This window comes from Halalkalicoccus tibetensis, assembly GCF_037996645.1.
Classification (GTDB): Archaea; Halobacteriota; Halobacteria; order Halobacteriales; family Halalkalicoccaceae; genus Halalkalicoccus; species Halalkalicoccus tibetensis.
This window is the reverse complement of record NZ_JBBMXV010000001.1, coordinates 542,221-557,770: the sequence shown is the minus strand read 5'-3', so window position 1 is coordinate 557,770 and position 15,550 is coordinate 542,221. Positions and strand designations below refer to the sequence as shown.

Genomic DNA, 15,550 nt, shown 5'->3' with positions numbered 1-15,550 from the left:
CAGGTCTGTCGCGGCAGTATTAAACGGGCTTCGCCCGACCTCCGGATATGTTCTCGTACACGTCGGCCACGGCCGCATCGACCGAACTGCTTCCCCGCGAGGAGCGCGAGCGCCGCCTCGAGGCGGCGGGCTACAACGTCTTCGGGCTCGCGAGCCGGGACGTGTTCGTCGACCTCCTGACCGACAGCGGCACCGGCACGATGAGCGATGCCCAGTGGGCCGCGATGATGGAGGCCGACGAGGCCTACGCCGGCAGCGAGAGTTTCCGGGAGCTCGAGGCCGCCGTCTCGGACGTGATGGGCTTCGATCGCGTCGTCCCGACCCATCAGGGTCGCGGCGCCGAGAACGTCCTCTATGGGTGTCTGATCGGGGAAGGCGACGTCGTCCCGAACAACACCCACTTCGACACCACCCGCGCGCACGTCTCGGAGAACGGCGGCGATCCCGTGGACTGTCCCGTCGAGGAGGCGGGCGACCTCGGCGGCGAGGAGCCGTTCAAGGGGGATCTCGATCCCGAAAAGGTCCGCGCGCTCGTCGACAGGGTGGGCGCGAATCGGATCCCCGCGATCGTCCTCACGATCACGAACAACTCGGTGGCCGGCCAGCCGGTAAGTATGGCGAACGTCGAGGCGACCCGCGAGCTCGCGGACGAGCTCGACGCGACGTTCGTGATCGACGCCTGCCGGTTCGCGGAGAACGCTTTTTTCATCAGTGAGCGCGAGGACGGCCACGGCGACCGGTCGACCGCCGAGATCGCCCGCGAACAGCTCTCGCACGCCGACGCGATCGTGATGAGCGGGAAGAAGGACGGGCTCGCCAACGTCGGCGGCTTCGTCGGAGTCCGCGATCCCGACCTGTTCGAGCGCGCGAAACAGCGCGCGATCCTCTACGAGGGCTTCTCGACCTACGGCGGGATGGCCGGCCGGGACATGGCTGCGATGGCCGTCGGGCTCCGAGAGGCGGTCACCGAGGAGTACCTCGGCGCGCGGATCGGCCGGGTCCGCGAGCTCGGCGACCGGCTTCGGGAACGGGGCGTGCCGATCTACACCCCCGTCGGCGGCCACGCCGTCTACCTCGACGCCGGCCGCGCCCTCCCACACGTCCCCGACGACGAGTTCCCGGGCCAGGCGCTGGTCTGCGAGCTCTATCGCGAGGGTGGAGTTCGGGGCGTCGAGCTGGGGAGCTTCGCCTTCCCCGAGACGGACCGACCGGAGCTCGTGCGCCTCGCGCTGCCCCGCCGCACCTACCACGACGAACACCTCGACCACGTCGCCGAGACGGCAGCGGCAGTGCTGGACCGAAGCGACGAGGTCACTGGATTGAAGGTCGTCTCGGAGCCTGACAACGAGGCGCTCCGACACTTCAGCGCCGAACTCCGGCCGGTTTAGGGCCCGTGTTCGAGCGCCTCGGCGTAGGTGTAGTCCTCCTCGCGGGCCTCCGGCTCCCGCCCGTCGAGGCGGATCCGCCAGCCCTCGATCGCGGTCGGGTCCTCCAGGGCGTTCGACAGCGCCGTCCGAACGTCGATCACGTCGACGCCGTAGAAGTCCTCGGGAACGCCGTGGAGGTATTGGAGCGCGGTCTCGAACAGCGATCGCATGCCGGCGTCGTCCTCGAAGTCGGCGTGCTTGTACGCGCCGGCGGCGACCTGCACCATCCCGTGGAGGAACTTGCTCTCGACGTTTCCGCTGCCGTAGTTGTACCACTCGTCCTCGAAGCAGTCGTGTGATTCGTGATACTCCCCGGAGTTGAACAGGCGCACGCCGTGGAGGGTCGCCCGCCGGAGCGTCCCGTGCTCCCAGCCGTTCGAGCGCGCCCGCTCGGCGTCCCATCCGGCCGGGTCACCGGAGATCGGCGGGCCGACGGTGTCGTCGCGGGTGTGCTCGTCCATACCGATCGGTTACGGTCGCACGCGCCTAACGGTTCGGTTCGTCCGGCGGGTCAGTAGACCGCCTCGCGGATCTCCTCGCGAAGGCTCTCGAACGCCGCGAGGTATTCCCGGCGCTCCTCGCGGAGCGCGGCGAGCTTCTCGCCGTACTCGTCGTGGTTCTCCGCGAGGCGGAACTCCTCGATCGCCATCCCCGGTACCCGCTCGGGCACCTCGAATCCCAGCCGGTCGTCGTGGGTCCACTCGATCTCGCCGCGGGCGGCGGCGGTCAGGATCGCGATGGTGTCCTCGACCCTGATCCCCCGCGAGCCCACGGAGCCGGTGTTGAGCACGAAACACTCCGCGTCGGTCTCGTCCATGAGGTCGGCGAAGCGGTTGCCCTCCTCGCCCTCCGGTCCGACGATGAAGGGGTTGGTCCCGACGACGCGGATCGACTCGCCCGCCCGGTCGGGGTCGCCGGCGCTGGTCTCGACGGACTCGCCGAGCATGAACGCGACCGCCGCCTGCTCGGGGGTGAGCCGCGCGACCGGCGGCATCAGCGGGTTGCGCGTGATGAAGAAGACCTGGTCGGCGCGCTCGCAGTCGATGTCGGGGGCGGCGCTCGGGAGGTCCTCGCGGCGGATCACCGCCCGGCCGTTGGTGGTGAGCGAGCCGTCGTCGAAGTCGACCTCGCCGTCGGAGTCGACCGAGACGTTCTCGAGGACCGCCTCGGGCCGGGTCGCGGCGTGGTGGAGTGCGGGCTGTTCCTCGGCGTCGAGCCCGATAGTCTTGATGTAGAGGCCGCCGCCCTCGCTGCCCGCGAGCGTGTCGGGAAAGAGCGCACAGACGTCGTCCTGCAACATCACAGCCGACTCGGGCGACTCCAGCCAACAGCCGTGGCCCGTGAGCGTCGACTTCCCGGTGCCCGAGAGTCCGAGAAACGCCTGGGGGACCTCCGAGAGCTCGCCCTCGTCGTCCTCGAGCGTGAGGCGTTTGGTCCCGGCGTGGAGCCCGAGCCCGCCGCGCTGTTTCGCCCGGTACATGAACAGCCGGAGGAACGACTTCTTGGCCTCGCCCGTGTAGTCGCTGCCCAGTGCGACGGTCACGCCCTCGTCGGGGAGCACGCGGATCGCGGTCTCCTCCCAGTCGGGCAGCTGGAGGGTCTGGAAGTCCGGCTCGCGGCCCTCCGGCGCGGGTTCGAGCAGCTTCGCCCACGCGAGGGCGATCCGGCCGTACTCCTGGGGGACGAACAGCCGACAGCAGTAGGCGTGATCGGGGTGGCGACCGACCATCCGGTCGAGACAGACCAGCTCGGTCGCCCCGGCACGCTCGAGGGCCGCCTCGATCAGTCGCCAGTCGTCCTCGCCGAAGGCGTCGTCGACCGCGTTCCTCGTCCGGTCCGCGCTCCGGGAGCGGTACTCGCTGACGTAGCTGGGGCTCCCGTACTCGGTCGTCGTCTCGAGGGATTCGGAGAACTCGCGTAGTTCCTCGAAGCTCGGCTCGTAGAGCACCGATTCGGACGTCGGATCGGGGAGCTCCGAGACGGGATCGATCGACCGGATGGTGCCGGTCAGCTCGCCGGGGGTAGCGTCGCCGGACATGTACCCCGCACTACTACCGGTGGCCGTATTAATTATGCCGTGATTACAGTTCACACATCGTATTAATTGAAGAAATTAACTCGTATCGTAGTTGCGAACCCGGAAGAGCGAACGGTCGGTCGGTTCCGTTCCGGTGGGCGATCCGGAATCTTTTAGCGGTCGGCTACCGGAGTGGGCGCTGCGTGCGAGGGTAGCCAAGCCCGGAAACGGCGGCGGACTCAAGATCCGCTCCTGTAGAGGTCCAAGGGTTCAAATCCCTTCCCTCGCATGAACGGACGGCGCGAGCCGTCCCGTGAATGCAGAAGGGGTTGAACCAGGGAGCGTCCTTCGGCGCGACCGTGGTTCAAATCCCTTCCCTCGCATCGCCGGGGTCACACCCGTGATGCGGAAGACGCTCTCGGAGCGCTCTTCCCTCGCAAAGTTCTCACCGATGCCGATCCGATAGCGACGGCCTCGAAGTGTTCGGGCCCTCAGTTGCGGTAGCGGGCGCTGCCTGCCGATCGGAACGCGAAAACTCGGACCGGCCGCCCGTATCGGTCAGTCAGCGGAGTCCGACCGATGTCGGTGGCCGCAGTTGAGACACGGCCGGATACGAAGCGGCTTCCCACACGTCTGACAGTGCCAATCGGGATATCGTCTGCTCATTGGACCCGTGTGTGGTAATGTGTCACTCCCGTATATGCCTTCGGATATCTATCAACCGGGCAAGCGTTCCATCCATGAGGGACGAGCCGTTACAACCGACATGCCGACCCCGGACGGGACGCGCCTCCTGCTCGACGCGATGCTCGGCAAACTCGCGACCTACCTGCGGATGTGTGGCTACGACGCCGCCTACGCGCTCGATCGTGGCGTCGAGGCCGACGAGGCCCTCCGGACGCTGGCGGGCGAGGAAGGGCGGCTCTTGCTCACCCGCGACACCGACCTCGCCGATCGGACGGCTGACGCCGTCCTTCTCGAGGCTCGGGACGTCGGGACGCAGCTCGCGGAGCTCCGCGATGTCGGGTTCGAACTCGCGCTCGACGAGCCGACCCGGTGTTCGGCCTGCAACGGGGAGCTTCGGGAGCTGGGCAACGACGAAGCGACACCCCCGTCCGCCCCCTCGACCGACGAACGCCGCGTGTGGCGCTGTCGGGAGTGCGGCCAGCCCTTCTGGCGGGGCAGCCACTGGGACGACGTCGGGGCGAGGCTTGAGGGTCTCCAACGTGACCGGGGCGAAACGTATCGGCCCGACTAGACCGGAACCCTAAAAGTTCCCGCCCTCACCCTCTGAAATATGGACGACGTTTCCGACCGGATCGACCCCGCCCGCGCGTGGGTCGCCGTGGCCGTCACGACGGTCGCCGCCCTCGTCGCGGGTGCGCTCGCCTTCCCCCGGCAGGTCTACGACGGCTTCCTCTGGCAGTATTTCTGGGGCCCGGTCGTCGCCGACGGCACCGGCTCGGCCTGTGCACAACGCGTCGACGGCGAGACGCTGTTGCTCGACAGCGCCGCCGACTGCCAGCAGGCGATGGGCATCGTCGCCGAGCCCGGCTACACGCGGCTCTCGACGATCACCTACGCGCTCGTGTTGATCTTCGCGCTGGTCGGCGTCGTGTTCCTGCTTCGACGGCTCGATATCGGGCGGGATCAGGGGCTGTTCTTCGCGCTGTTCCCGTTCATGCTCTTCGGCGGGGCACTGCGAACCGTCGAGGACGCGAGCATCGCGATGCTGCGCGAGACCGGCGAGCCCGCGATCTCCTTCCCGCTGAGCGCGCTGTTCATCAGCCCCTTCATCTACTTCACCGTCTTCTTCGTCACGCTCGGGGCGCTGCTCCTCAGCGTCGCCCTCGCCAGACGCGGTCCCCTCGACCGCTACGAGTACCCCCTCGCGGCCATCGGGACGCTCGCGTTCACGATAACGATCGGCTATCTGGGCTGGCTCGCGATCTCGACCGAGGTCCTCGAGATCAACCCCGGGATCGCGATCATCACGCTGGTCGGCGCGACGGTCGTCGCCGCCCTCGCCTGGGTCGGCACCGAGCGGTTCGTCCCCGAGGTGAACGTCGCGACGGGTTACATGGGCGTGCTCGTGGTCTGGGGCCACGCGGTCGACGGGTTCGCGAACGTCCTCAGCCTCGACTGGTCGGAGGAGCTCGGCATCCCGACCTACTCGCCGAAACACGTCGTCAACAGCGCCATCATCGATATCACCGGGGCCGTCCAACCCGAGTCCGTCTCGGAGGCTATCGGCACCGCCTGGCCGTTCCTGTTCGTGAAGGTCGCGGCCGCGCTGTTCGTCGTCTGGGTGTTCAACGACGAAATCTTCGAGGAGAGCCCCCAGTACTCGATGCTGCTTCTGATCGCGATCCTCGCAGTCGGGCTCGGTCCCGGGACGCGGGACTTCCTGCGGGCGACCTTCGGGATCTGATCAGGGATACGGATGGGGATCCCGTTCGAGGCGCGGCTCGAACCCCATCGACCGGGGGACCGCCTCCGCGCGCTCGCCGAAGACCGGTTCGCGCGTGAACAGCGGCTGGGCCCCGGGAACGAGCACGCGCGTCGCCTCGAACCCCAGCGCCCTGACGTCGCTCGGGGTGACGTCCGCCGCGTACGGCGTTAGCCCCGCATCGGTCACCCGCGAGACGAGCGTCTCGAGCTCGTTCCCCCGGTCGAGCGCCCGTTCCCCGACGCCGTCGGCGCCGACCCGTCCCGAGGCGTCGAGAAAGTCGCGTGCCGGGTCGGGAAACGACCCGTAGCGTCCGATCCAGCCCGACTCCTCGGCCGCCGCTTCGGGCCCCATCGACCGTAGCTCCATCCAGTTCTGGAGCGCCTCACAGAGCGCCGACCGGGCGGCCGCCGTCGCGTCGAGGTCCGCGTCCGAGCCTACCGCGAACCGCGGCCAGTCCTCCTCGCCGGCCGCCTCCCCATCGCGGTGGACGGCGACCGCGACGACGGGCACGTCGACGTCCTGTGTCACGAGCAGCGGCGTGACCGAGAGTCCCTCGCTTGCGGCCCGCCGCTCGAGGATGCGAAACTCCTCGTCGTCGACGGCGAGCTCGAGGGGGTCGAACGTCGAGTACCACGCGAGCATCGTCGCGTCGCGCTCGATCACCTCGTAGAGCCCCGAGAGGCGCGCCTCGACCCGGTTGTTTCCGAGCCCGAGCCCGGTCGTGATCGACGGCCCGAACCGTTTCTCGGGCGGCGGGAACTGGACGAACTCCGCGGGAAGCGAGACGTCCTCGCCGGTATCGAGGCGCTCGCCCTCGACCCACGGCAGCTCCGCGTCCGTCGCCTCGGCCCCGACGAACCGTTCCGGCCCGACCGCTCCTGGCCGATTCTCCGGGCTGGCGATCTCGAACACCTCCTCGCGGTAGACGCCAGCGCTGTAGCGCTCGAGCGCCTCGCCGAGGGCCTTCATGTAGGCCGCGTTCCAATCGCCCGCGACGCCGGCCGCCTTGGTCGCCGCGCTCGCGTCGCTGAACCCGTCGGTCCCGGCGCTCGTTGCGAGATAATAGGGGACGGGAAACGACGCGACCTCGCCGACCGAGCGGACGATCCCGACGCGGTCGTCGACCCCGCGCTCGGCGCGGGCGATCGACTCCTCGAGCGAGCGATCCGTCCCCCCGCCCGGTCCGGCCGTCGGCCCGCCACAGCGCTCGCAGGTCGGGATCCCGAGGAACTGCCGCTCCGTGTAGGGCAGCTCGACGACGCTGCCGAACAGCCCCTGCTCGTCGCCGCGAAGCGCGCCGACGAGGCGGTAGCCCGCTACCGCGCCCGCGAACCGCTCGGTGGCGGGGTCGGGGTCGCTTCCACCCTCGTCGAACTCGCCGGCCTCGATCCGGGTTCGGAGACAGCGATAACAGCCCGTTTCGGGGGCGAAGCCGGCGATCGAGGCCGCGACGTCCTCGACGGCGTGGCCCCCGATCCCGCCGAGCTCGACGGCCACCCACGGCCCGTCGCGCGAGCCGTTCACCTCGTCGAAGGCGTCGTCGCCGGCGTCGCCGACGACGACCCCGACGGGATGGCCGTCGAGCTCCCCGATCGAGCCGTGTTCCGCCGTCACACCGACGTCGTTGAGCGCGGCCGCTATCGAATCGACTGCGGGCCCCGAACCGACGAGGCCGACGGATACGTCCATGCGTCGGTTCGGGGCGGGAAACGAATAAAACCGATCGGATCTAGTTCAGGAGGTTCTGTGCGACGCTCGCGAGCTGGTCGGTGTTCGCCTCGCGCAGGCGCTCGTCGCCGAACTTCAGGCGCAGGCGCGGGCGGCCGACGTCGATGGGAACCTTCTCGGTGTCGATCAGGCCCATGTCTTCGAGACGGGTCTTCGTCCGGGAGAAGGTCGCCTTGCTCGCGATACCGACGTCCTCACCCCACTTCGAGATGTCGTAGAGCAGGACCTCGTTCTTCGCCGCGACCAGCAGGCTGATCGTCACCTCGTCGAGCCCGTTGCCGTCGCCACGGGCGGTCTGCAGCGAGTCGAGCACGCCGGTGAAGTCGTCCTCGACGGGCTCGCCGATCTCCTCGGTGAGCGACGTCCGGACCCGCGAGAGCGCCGGCGTCCGGAGGTTGAACTCCGCGGCGTCCTCCCAGGTCGACGTATAGGCGTCGTACGCCAGCGTGACGAACTCCTCGTCGTCGGTCGTCAGACCGGCGACGGTGTCGCCGACGTTGATCAGGGCGACGACTTCCTCGGGCGAGACCAGAAGCGAGTTCTCGTTGCCGTTCTCGAGCGAGCGAAGCGAGAGGCTGTCGTCGTCGACCAGATCGGCGGCGTTGCTCGCGAGGATGAAATCGCTCGTGACCGTCTTGAGCGTCCCCTCGTCGCCGAGCAGCCGGATGCGTGGCGGGTCGGAGACGTCGCCTGCGACGTCGACGAGCTCCTCGATCGCGTCCGCGGACGGGTTCACTACGATGAGGTCCTCGGAGCCGGACTCGAGTACCGTTCGTAGGATATCTTCGATGTTATCATCGAGTAAATTTGAGGCCATAGTTGTGGGTGTACAATGGCTTTACAGCTATTTAATTATAACGGCTGAGAGCCAGGGATATCACATCGAATATGAAAGATGTCGAAAGCGTCCCGTATCCCGTCCGTACCACCGGTTCCGGCGTAGAGAAGCGACGGGATCTACGTGATGTGAGGTTTTCATTTTTGAGAACGAAGCTTTGAGGCGAGCTCCTCGGGCCAGTAGAACTGGCCGTCGTAGATCACCGGCGCGTCGATCGACGACAACACGTCGAGAAACGACGACCGATCGAGGGTCGACTCGGTCGTCGTCCCGTTGAGGTGGGGGCTGCCGTCGCCGACCGCCTCGGGGTAGTACCAGCCGCCGGCCGTCCAGGTGGGCAGCACGTCGTAGCCGACCGAGAACTCCCCCTGCGTACGATCGACGATCAGCGTCCCGGGATGCCGATCGCGCCGACCCCCGAGGACGTGGGTGCCGTCGCCGACGACCGCGTAGTTCTTGCCCATCATGATCTGGCGGCGCGCCAGCTGCATCGCGCGGTCGATGCTGAAGCCGTAGACCAGCAGGCGGGCGAAGGTCGTCCCGACCGTCGCGGCCTGGTCGTTGAGCACCTTCGAGAACGTCACCCCGCCGGCGACGCTGCCGCGCTCGACGAGCGCCTCGCCCTCGTAGAAGGAACCACAGGCGTTCAGGAAGAACGTCTGTGCGTTGCACTCGGGGATGGATTCGGCCGAGAGGTTGCCGTCGGTACAGCGAAGCCCGTCGGTATCGCAGTGGCCGACGTAGTGGACGAACGCGCTGGGGCGCTGGAAGACGGACGAAAGCTCCTCGCAGCTGAGCCCCTCATGGACGGTGACGTCGATCGGGAGCTCCGAGGCGTGGTCCTCGTAGATCCGGGCGACCTCCGCGTGCTCGCCGTCCATCTCGGGGTCGTTCTGGACGACGATGAAGGGGAGCCGGCCGTCCGTGTCGAGCCCCGAGAGGCCGTGCTCGAACGCCTCCGTCCGGGCGTTGAACACGTCGATCGGGACGGTCTCGTCGAGCCACGCGTGCGACCGTGCGGGCCCGAGGACGGGCTCGACCGCGTCGACCGACGCCGACTGCCGATCGGCCCCGCGATAGAAGTCCGTCAGCGACCGCCGGAGCAGCTCCTTCCCGTCCAGCGGACGGGTCTCGGGGGACTGGACCAGGCTCATGCGATCGAGGGCGTACGGCAGTGCCCTGGCTGGCTCGCGCTCGGGAGGGATGTACGTCGCGAGGTGCCACTCGGGGAGCTCCAGGGACGCCTCGTCGAGCTCGAGGTAGGCAGCGAGGCGCCGGACCGGGTCCGAGAGCCGGTTCCGATCGAGCGCGAGCGCGTCGGGATCGGGAAGCCCCGAGAGGTCGGGCCCCGCCTGGCGACAGCAGCAGTCGAGGTAGAAGACCCGCCGGAGCAACGAGGTGACCGCCGTCTCGAGGTCGCCGTCGAGCCGGTGGGTCAGCCCCGGGGCGGTGATCGTCGGGGTGATCCCGTCCTCGATCCGCACGGCCGCCTGCAGGTAGTACGCCAGCGGCGAGACGGCGAGCACCGTCCCGAGGTCGGCCGGCACCCGAAGCTCGATCCCCGTGTCGGCGGTGGCGTCCACGACCCGTTCGGGGGTCGTGACGTCATCGGCGTACTCGATCCGTGAGGGGTGCCCGCGCAGGGCGGGCAGGGACTTCTCGGGGCCGGTCGTCTCGATGCCGGCGTGGAGATGCGAGATCGCGCGCGCGAACCCCGCCGGCGTCGGCGGGATCTCGATGGTCGACTCGGGGCCACGAAACGGGCTCCTGAACCCGAGGGTGACCGACTGGTGGCCCGCAAAGGAGACTTCGAGCGATCGGTTGGGGGCGTGGACGGTCGCCGGTCCCTCGAACCGGACCGACGTCTCGATCGGCGCGGGGACGTCGAGGAGGTAGGTGTCGTGGGGCAGCTCCTCGGGTTCGTCGCCGACCGGCGTCCCAGTGTTGGCACCCGTCAGGCTCGTGATCGTCGCTCGCGGAGTGCCGAACCCGAGCTTCGAGACCTGCCCGGAGACCGTCGTGTCGACTGGACGGGGAAGCGTCCCGCCGGCGTAGAACTCCCCCCAATCGGGGGCCGCTATCTCGACGGCGGCGCGTCGGTCCGACACCCTGAGCCCCGACATCGTCACCTCCCAGTCGATCATGCTGCGATATATACCGCTGTCTCTGATAGATAATAGGTCTGTCGGAGGCGGCTAATACTCGATTAAACGGGTATGTCCGGGGTCGACCCGTGAGCGATATGGGGTAGATTTTAGCCCACCCTGTCGAATCCCTTCCCATGGAGTACGACACCGTCCATGAGACCGACCCGGAGATCGCGGAGGCGCTCGAAGGGGAGGTCACGCGTCAACAGGAGGGTCTACAGATGATCGCGAGCGAGAACCACGTCTCGCCCGCCGTCATGGAGGCCCAGAGCAGCGCGCTGACCAACAAGTACGCCGAGGGCTACCCCGGCAAGCGCTACTACGCCGGCTGCGAGCACGCCGACACCGTCGAGAACCTCGCCATCGAGCGCGCGAAGGAGCTCTGGGGAGCCGAGCACGTCAACGTCCAGCCCCACAGCGGCTCACAGGCCAACATGGGCGTCTACCTCGCCGTCCTCGAGCCGGGAGACAGGATCCTCTCGCTCGACCTCACCCACGGCGGGCACCTCTCGCACGGCCACCCCGCGAACTTCGCGGGCCAACTGTTCGAGGTTGAGCAGTACGAGGTCGACCCCGAGACGGGCTACATCGACTACGAGGGCCTCGCGGCCCACGCCGAGGAGTTCGAACCGGACATGATCGTCTCGGGCTACTCGGCCTACCCCCGCGAGGTCGAATGGGAGCGGATCCAGGAGGCGGCCGACGAGGTCGGCGCCTACCACCTCGCGGACATCGCCCACATCACGGGCCTCGTCGCCGCCGGCGTCCACTCCTCGCCCGTCGGGACCGCGGACTTCGTCACCGGCTCGACGCACAAGACGATCCGCGCGGGCCGTGGCGGGATCATCATGTGCACCGAGGAACACGCGGGCGACGTCGACTCGGCCGTCTTCCCCGGCGCGCAGGGCGGCCCGCTGATGCACAACGTCGCGGGCAAGGCCGTCGGGTTCAAGGAGGCGCTCGAACCCGAGTTCGAGGAGTACGCCCAGCAGGTCATCGAGAACGCGCGGACGCTGGGCGACACCCTCCAGGACCACGGCCTCTCGCTGGTCTCGGGCGGCACCGACACCCACCTCGTGCTGGTCGACCTGCGGGACTCGCATCCCGACACGACGGGCGGCGATGCGGAGGAGGCCTTAGAGGACGCCGGGATCGTCCTGAACGCCAACACGGTGCCGGGCGAGACCCGAAGCGCGTTCAACCCCAGCGGCATTCGGGCAGGAACGCCCGCGATCACGACCCGCGGATTCGGCGAGGAGGAGATGCAGGCGGTGGGCGACGCCATCGCCCGTGTCGTCGAGAACCACGCAGACGAGACGGTTCGCAACGAGGTCCGCGAGGAGGTCCGCGCGCTCTGTCAGTCCCACCCGCTCTACGAGGACGAGTAGGCGCTCGGCGCGAGTTTATCGTTTCCGCCGACGTAGTGTGGTATATGGCAACGATATCCACGGAGGAGACCACGTCCCACGCGCGGATCGTCGAGGGGGTGTCGGCGTGGCCGGGGATCGAGTCCGGCGTCCACCGCTTCGGCGCGACCGAGTTCACCGTCGACGGCCGCGGGATCGGCCACGTTCACGAGGGGCGGGTGCTCGACGTCAACTTCCCCAAGCGCGTGAAGGACGCCCTGATCGCGGAGGGGAGCACGAACGAACACCGTTTCGCGGGCGGCGGCTGGACGAGCCTCTACCTCGATTCGGAGGCCGACCTCGGGCGGTCGATCCGGCTGCTTCGGATCTCCTATCTCTACACCGTGTTGACGATGCGACGAAGACCCGCCGGCCGGGAGATCCTGGAGGGGTTGGATCTCGACGCCGAACTCGAGTCGCTCGGATTGAGCGGGGAGCTCCGCGCGGCCTTCGACCGGATACGGCCCTGAGCGCGGCGTGATCGAGCGCCAGTCAGGGCTAGCCGGCGTAGGAGCTCCCGCCGACGACCTCGACGAGCTGGCCGTAGCCCACCGAGTCGTCGGGCTGGAACTCCCTGACCGCGACCCGCACGCGCATCCCGACGTGCTCGGGTTCGGCATCCGAGACGTACAGCCGGGTGTCACCCACGAGTGCGAGCCCGGATCCCTCCTCGCGATCGTACTCCGCGAGGAAGACGTTGATCTCCTTGCCGGGTTGGAGCGTCGGTTTCGTGGTGCGCAGCGACCAGCCTTTGAGGTATTTCGAAAGCATGCTCATATCCGTGCCACCTCCTCGCTCTCGCGGTCGATCAGGTACTCGCGGCCGAAGCCGGTGATCGCCGCGAGGACGAACACCAGCACCAGGAGCCAGCCGTGGAAGACGAACGGAACGACCTCGATCGGGTTGACGATCATCGCCGCCTCGAACCAGTCGTACTCGCCCGGTAGGCCCTGCATCGCCTCGAAGCCGACGAGCACGCCGCCCGACCACGGGAAGATGTAGCCCAGCGCCGCGGTCTGGGCGTCGAGGATGTTCGCCCGTCGGTAGCCGTTCAGGTTGAACCGCTCGCCGATCTTCGAGATGTAGGGCCCGATGGCGACCTCGGCGGCGGTGTTGATCGTGATGATCGCGTTGATCAGCGCCGAGGAGCCGACCATCGTGAGCTCGGCGTTCCTGACGTTGGTCGCGAGGTTCTCGATCGACCAGTCGAGGATCGCCTGGAAGGCGCCTCCCCGAATCATGATCTGGGCGGCGGCGATGATGAGAAGAACGAGGATCGAGAGCTCGAAGAAGCCCGCCGCGCCCTCGAGGATGCTGCCGCCGACGCCGACCGCGTCGGGGTCGTCGACGATCTCGAGGATCGGGAGTGCCTCGAGCGGGCCGGCGAACGGCGCGTCGGCGGGCGCGTTGAAGACCACGATGTCGCCGACGGTCGTCAGCCCGAGCGCGAGGTTCGCGGCGACCGCGACGACGATCCCCCAGGAGATCGCCTCGACGATGTGGCGACCGGCGACCGCCGTCGCGATGACGACGCCCATCGAGGCGAGGTGGACGAGACCGATCGGCTCGCTCTCCGCGACGAAGATCTCCTGGGCCTCCGCGGCAATGTCGAGCGCGCCCCCGACCGTCCCGCCGATCAGCACGTAGGCGAGCAGCGCGGGGATCGCCGCTACGATGGCGTATTTGAACCGCGAGGCGACGACCCCGCCGATGTCCGAGTCCTGGGTGACGGCGCTGACGATGGTGGTGTCGGAGACCGGCGCGAGGTTGTCCCCGAAGATCGCCCCCGAGAGGATCGCGCCGAACATCAGGATCGGGTTCGCCCCGAGCAGCACGCCCGCGGGGAAGAACAGCGTGACGAACGCGATCGTCGCGCCGTAGCCGGTGCCGATCCCGGTGGTGAACAGCGCCGCGAGGACGAACGTCGCCGCGGGAAACAGCGTCGCGCCGATACCGCCGGCGTCGGCCAGCCAGACGAGCCCGCCGACGAAGCCGCCGTCCTGCAGCAGCTCGGCGAACATCCCCGCCCAGATCCAGGCGACGATCGCCGTCACCGCGACGGGCTGGGTCATCCCCTCGAAGATGGTGTTCGCGTAGCTCTTCCAGTTCCCCCGGACGAAGAACATCCCGAGGATCAGCCCGATCAGCATCCCCGCGACCAGCCCCCCCGTATCCGAGATCCGCCACAGCGCCGTCTGGGCGATCGCCCAGACGATGAAGAAGGCGATCGGGATCGCGCTCATGCCGGGCCCGCCGTAGAACTCGATGCGCGGCCCCTCCCCCTCGTCGCCGCCGAACCCGCTCATCACGTCCGGATCAGTTGCTTCGCTCATCTCATTCACTTCATGGCTCAGAACCGGCCTATATAAACCTGTCGTCTAGCCGAGCGTCACCTCGCGGATTTCGACGGTGAAAAAACACACAGATAGACGAAAATCCGGAGCAGGACAGGACGAACGGGTTCCGCCATCGGTTCCCTCGTTACCTTCCGACAGGCCAAGGTACACCTTCGACGAGGGCGAACCGGGGACCATGCAGGCACGAGTCATCGACGAGTTCGGCGAGCCCGACGTCTTCGAGACCCGCGAGATCGAGACGCCCGAGCCCGGCGAGGGCGAGGTCCGGATCTCGGTCGCGGCCTCCAGCGTCAACCCGGTCGACTACAAGATCCGACGGGGCGACCTTCCACCCTTCGCCCCCGATTTCCCCGCGGTGATCGGCTGTGACGTCGCCGGGACGGTCGACGCCGTCGGCGACGGGGTGACGGAGTTCGAGGCCGGCGACGAGGTCTACGGCATGCCGGGCGGCGTGACGGGCAACCCCGGCGCGCTCGCCGAGTACATGATCGCCGACGCCGACGCGATCGCGCCCGCTCCCGAATCGATTTCGCTCGCGGAGGCCGCCGCGCTGCCGGTGGTCGCGCTCACCGCCTGGGAGATGCTGATCGACCGGGCCGAACTCGACTCCGAGGAGGAGAACGACGTGCTCGTCTACGGGGGGTCGGGCGGCGTCGGGCATATCGGCGTTCAGATCGCGAGCGCGGCCGACGCGCACGTGGTCGCGACCGGTTCGACCGAGGAGAAACGCGGGATCGCCGAGGAGCTGGGCGCCGAGGCCACCGTCGACTACACCGAGCAGTCGGTCGAGGAGTACGTCGCCGACCACACCGGCGGGGAGGGTTTCGACGTCGTCTTCGACCCGATCGGCGACGACCACCTCCAGACGTCCTTCGAGGCGGTCCGGCCCTACGGCCGGGTCCTCACCACCGAGTCGAGTTCGACCCAGGACGTGAGCGCGATGCACCTCAACGCCCTCTCGCTGGACGTCGTGCTCGTCATCCTCCCGATCCTGCGGGACGCCTGGCACGACCGCCTGGGCCACGAGCTGCGCGAGATCGCTGGGATGGTCGACGACGGCGACCTCGAACCGCTGGTCGACGAGCAGCGCCACGGCTTCAGCGAGGCCGAGGAGGCCCACCGCCGGCTCGAGGAGGGCGACGCGCTCGGCAAGATCGTCCTCGAGAACGACCTGTGAG

The 15,550-nt window shown here is 68.3% G+C and carries 13 protein-coding genes and 1 tRNA gene; 7 read left to right on the top strand and 7 right to left on the bottom strand.

Features of this window, described 5'->3' with window-relative positions; all coding sequences use genetic code 11:
• The first annotated feature begins 47 nt into the window (after positions 1–47).
• Complete coding sequence (locus tag WOA58_RS03085; RefSeq protein ID WP_340602693.1) at positions 48–1,388, top strand: tryptophanase; 1,341 nt, start codon at positions 48–50, stop codon at positions 1,386–1,388.
• On the opposite strand, the gene WOA58_RS03080 is transcribed toward WOA58_RS03085, so the two are convergent.
• The gene (locus tag WOA58_RS03080) at positions 1,385–1,888 is read right to left on the bottom strand and encodes a DUF309 domain-containing protein (RefSeq protein ID WP_340602692.1); all 504 of its coding nucleotides are present in this window, start codon (positions 1,886–1,888) and stop codon (positions 1,385–1,387) included. The two genes, WOA58_RS03085 and WOA58_RS03080, sit on opposite strands and share 4 nt — an antisense overlap.
• Before the next feature lie 50 nt (positions 1,889–1,938).
• A complete protein-coding gene (locus WOA58_RS03075) occupies positions 1,939–3,465 on the bottom strand; it encodes a phosphoenolpyruvate carboxykinase (ATP) (RefSeq protein WP_340602691.1) in 1,527 nt (508 codons plus the stop codon).
• A gap of 184 nt (positions 3,466–3,649) precedes the next feature.
• On the opposite strand from WOA58_RS03075, the gene WOA58_RS03070 reads away from it, so the two are divergent.
• The 3 genes from WOA58_RS03070 (at position 3,650) to WOA58_RS03060 (ending at position 5,875) form a co-directional block, all read left to right on the top strand.
• Positions 3,650–3,733, top strand: a tRNA-Leu gene (locus WOA58_RS03070).
• Between the two features lie 477 nt (positions 3,734–4,210).
• Positions 4,211–4,702, top strand: a complete 492-nt coding sequence (locus WOA58_RS03065) for a Mut7-C RNAse domain-containing protein (RefSeq protein WP_340602690.1) — start codon at positions 4,211–4,213, stop codon at positions 4,700–4,702.
• 39 nt (positions 4,703–4,741) lie between these two features.
• Positions 4,742–5,875 (top strand): DUF63 family protein, encoded by a 1,134-nt coding sequence (locus WOA58_RS03060; protein WP_340602689.1) that lies wholly within the window; start codon positions 4,742–4,744, stop codon positions 5,873–5,875.
• Here WOA58_RS03060 and WOA58_RS03055 read toward each other — a convergent pair whose 3' ends face one another.
• From WOA58_RS03055 to WOA58_RS03045, 3 genes are all read right to left on the bottom strand, one after another.
• Positions 5,876–7,585 (bottom strand): YcaO-like family protein, encoded by a 1,710-nt coding sequence (locus WOA58_RS03055; protein ID WP_340602688.1) that lies wholly within the window; start codon positions 7,583–7,585, stop codon positions 5,876–5,878. It abuts the gene before it with no gap.
• 40 nt (positions 7,586–7,625) lie between these two features.
• Complete coding sequence (gene tbsP, locus WOA58_RS03050) at positions 7,626–8,441, bottom strand: transcriptional regulator TbsP (protein ID WP_340602687.1); 816 nt, start codon at positions 8,439–8,441, stop codon at positions 7,626–7,628.
• Between the two features lie 158 nt (positions 8,442–8,599).
• Positions 8,600–10,606, bottom strand: coding sequence for a hypothetical protein (locus WOA58_RS03045; RefSeq protein WP_340602686.1), 2,007 nt, complete (start codon positions 10,604–10,606; stop codon positions 8,600–8,602).
• Positions 10,607–10,743: 137 nt separating this feature from the next.
• On the opposite strand from WOA58_RS03045, the gene glyA reads away from it, so the two are divergent.
• A complete protein-coding gene (glyA, locus tag WOA58_RS03040) occupies positions 10,744–11,997 on the top strand; it encodes a serine hydroxymethyltransferase (RefSeq protein ID WP_340602685.1) in 1,254 nt (417 codons plus the stop codon).
• A 44-nt stretch (positions 11,998–12,041) separates the two neighbouring features.
• On the top strand, positions 12,042–12,485 hold the full coding sequence (locus WOA58_RS03035) for a luciferase domain-containing protein (RefSeq protein WP_340602684.1): 444 nt from the start codon (positions 12,042–12,044) through the stop codon (positions 12,483–12,485).
• A gap of 28 nt (positions 12,486–12,513) precedes the next feature.
• Here the strand turns inward: WOA58_RS03035 and WOA58_RS03030 are convergent, their stop codons facing one another.
• Both WOA58_RS03030 and WOA58_RS03025 read right to left on the bottom strand, forming a co-directional pair.
• Positions 12,514–12,792, bottom strand: coding sequence for a DUF7513 family protein (locus WOA58_RS03030; protein ID WP_340602683.1), 279 nt, complete (start codon positions 12,790–12,792; stop codon positions 12,514–12,516).
• Positions 12,789–14,348 carry a Na+/H+ antiporter NhaC family protein gene (locus WOA58_RS03025; RefSeq protein ID WP_390220302.1) on the bottom strand — a complete coding sequence of 520 codons (1,560 nt, stop codon included), beginning with the start codon at positions 14,346–14,348 and terminating at the stop codon, positions 12,789–12,791. The genes WOA58_RS03030 and WOA58_RS03025 overlap by 4 nt, the downstream gene beginning before the upstream one ends.
• A gap of 199 nt (positions 14,349–14,547) precedes the next feature.
• Between WOA58_RS03025 and WOA58_RS03020 the strand changes: the two genes are divergently transcribed.
• On the top strand, positions 14,548–15,549 hold the full coding sequence (locus WOA58_RS03020; protein ID WP_340602682.1) for a zinc-binding dehydrogenase: 1,002 nt from the start codon (positions 14,548–14,550) through the stop codon (positions 15,547–15,549).
• Position 15,550: the final 1 nt, after the last annotated feature.

Coding starts and splice junctions, on each gene's coding strand:
- WOA58_RS03085 (WP_340602693.1), top strand. CDS start 48: ATGTTCTCGTACACGTCGGCCACGGCCGCATCGACCGAACTGCTTCCC.
- WOA58_RS03080 (WP_340602692.1), bottom strand. CDS start 1,888: ATGGACGAGCACACCCGCGACGACACCGTCGGCCCGCCGATCTCCGGT.
- WOA58_RS03075 (WP_340602691.1), bottom strand. CDS start 3,465: ATGTCCGGCGACGCTACCCCCGGCGAGCTGACCGGCACCATCCGGTCG.
- WOA58_RS03065 (WP_340602690.1), top strand. CDS start 4,211: ATGCCGACCCCGGACGGGACGCGCCTCCTGCTCGACGCGATGCTCGGC.
- WOA58_RS03060 (WP_340602689.1), top strand. CDS start 4,742: ATGGACGACGTTTCCGACCGGATCGACCCCGCCCGCGCGTGGGTCGCC.
- WOA58_RS03055 (WP_340602688.1), bottom strand. CDS start 7,585: ATGGACGTATCCGTCGGCCTCGTCGGTTCGGGGCCCGCAGTCGATTCG.
- tbsP (WP_340602687.1), bottom strand. CDS start 8,441: ATGGCCTCAAATTTACTCGATGATAACATCGAAGATATCCTACGAACG.
- WOA58_RS03045 (WP_340602686.1), bottom strand. CDS start 10,606: ATGATCGACTGGGAGGTGACGATGTCGGGGCTCAGGGTGTCGGACCGA.
- glyA (WP_340602685.1), top strand. CDS start 10,744: ATGGAGTACGACACCGTCCATGAGACCGACCCGGAGATCGCGGAGGCG.
- WOA58_RS03035 (WP_340602684.1), top strand. CDS start 12,042: ATGGCAACGATATCCACGGAGGAGACCACGTCCCACGCGCGGATCGTC.
- WOA58_RS03030 (WP_340602683.1), bottom strand. CDS start 12,792: ATGAGCATGCTTTCGAAATACCTCAAAGGCTGGTCGCTGCGCACCACG.
- WOA58_RS03025 (WP_390220302.1), bottom strand. CDS start 14,348: ATGAGCGAAGCAACTGATCCGGACGTGATGAGCGGGTTCGGCGGCGAC.
- WOA58_RS03020 (WP_340602682.1), top strand. CDS start 14,548: ATGCAGGCACGAGTCATCGACGAGTTCGGCGAGCCCGACGTCTTCGAG.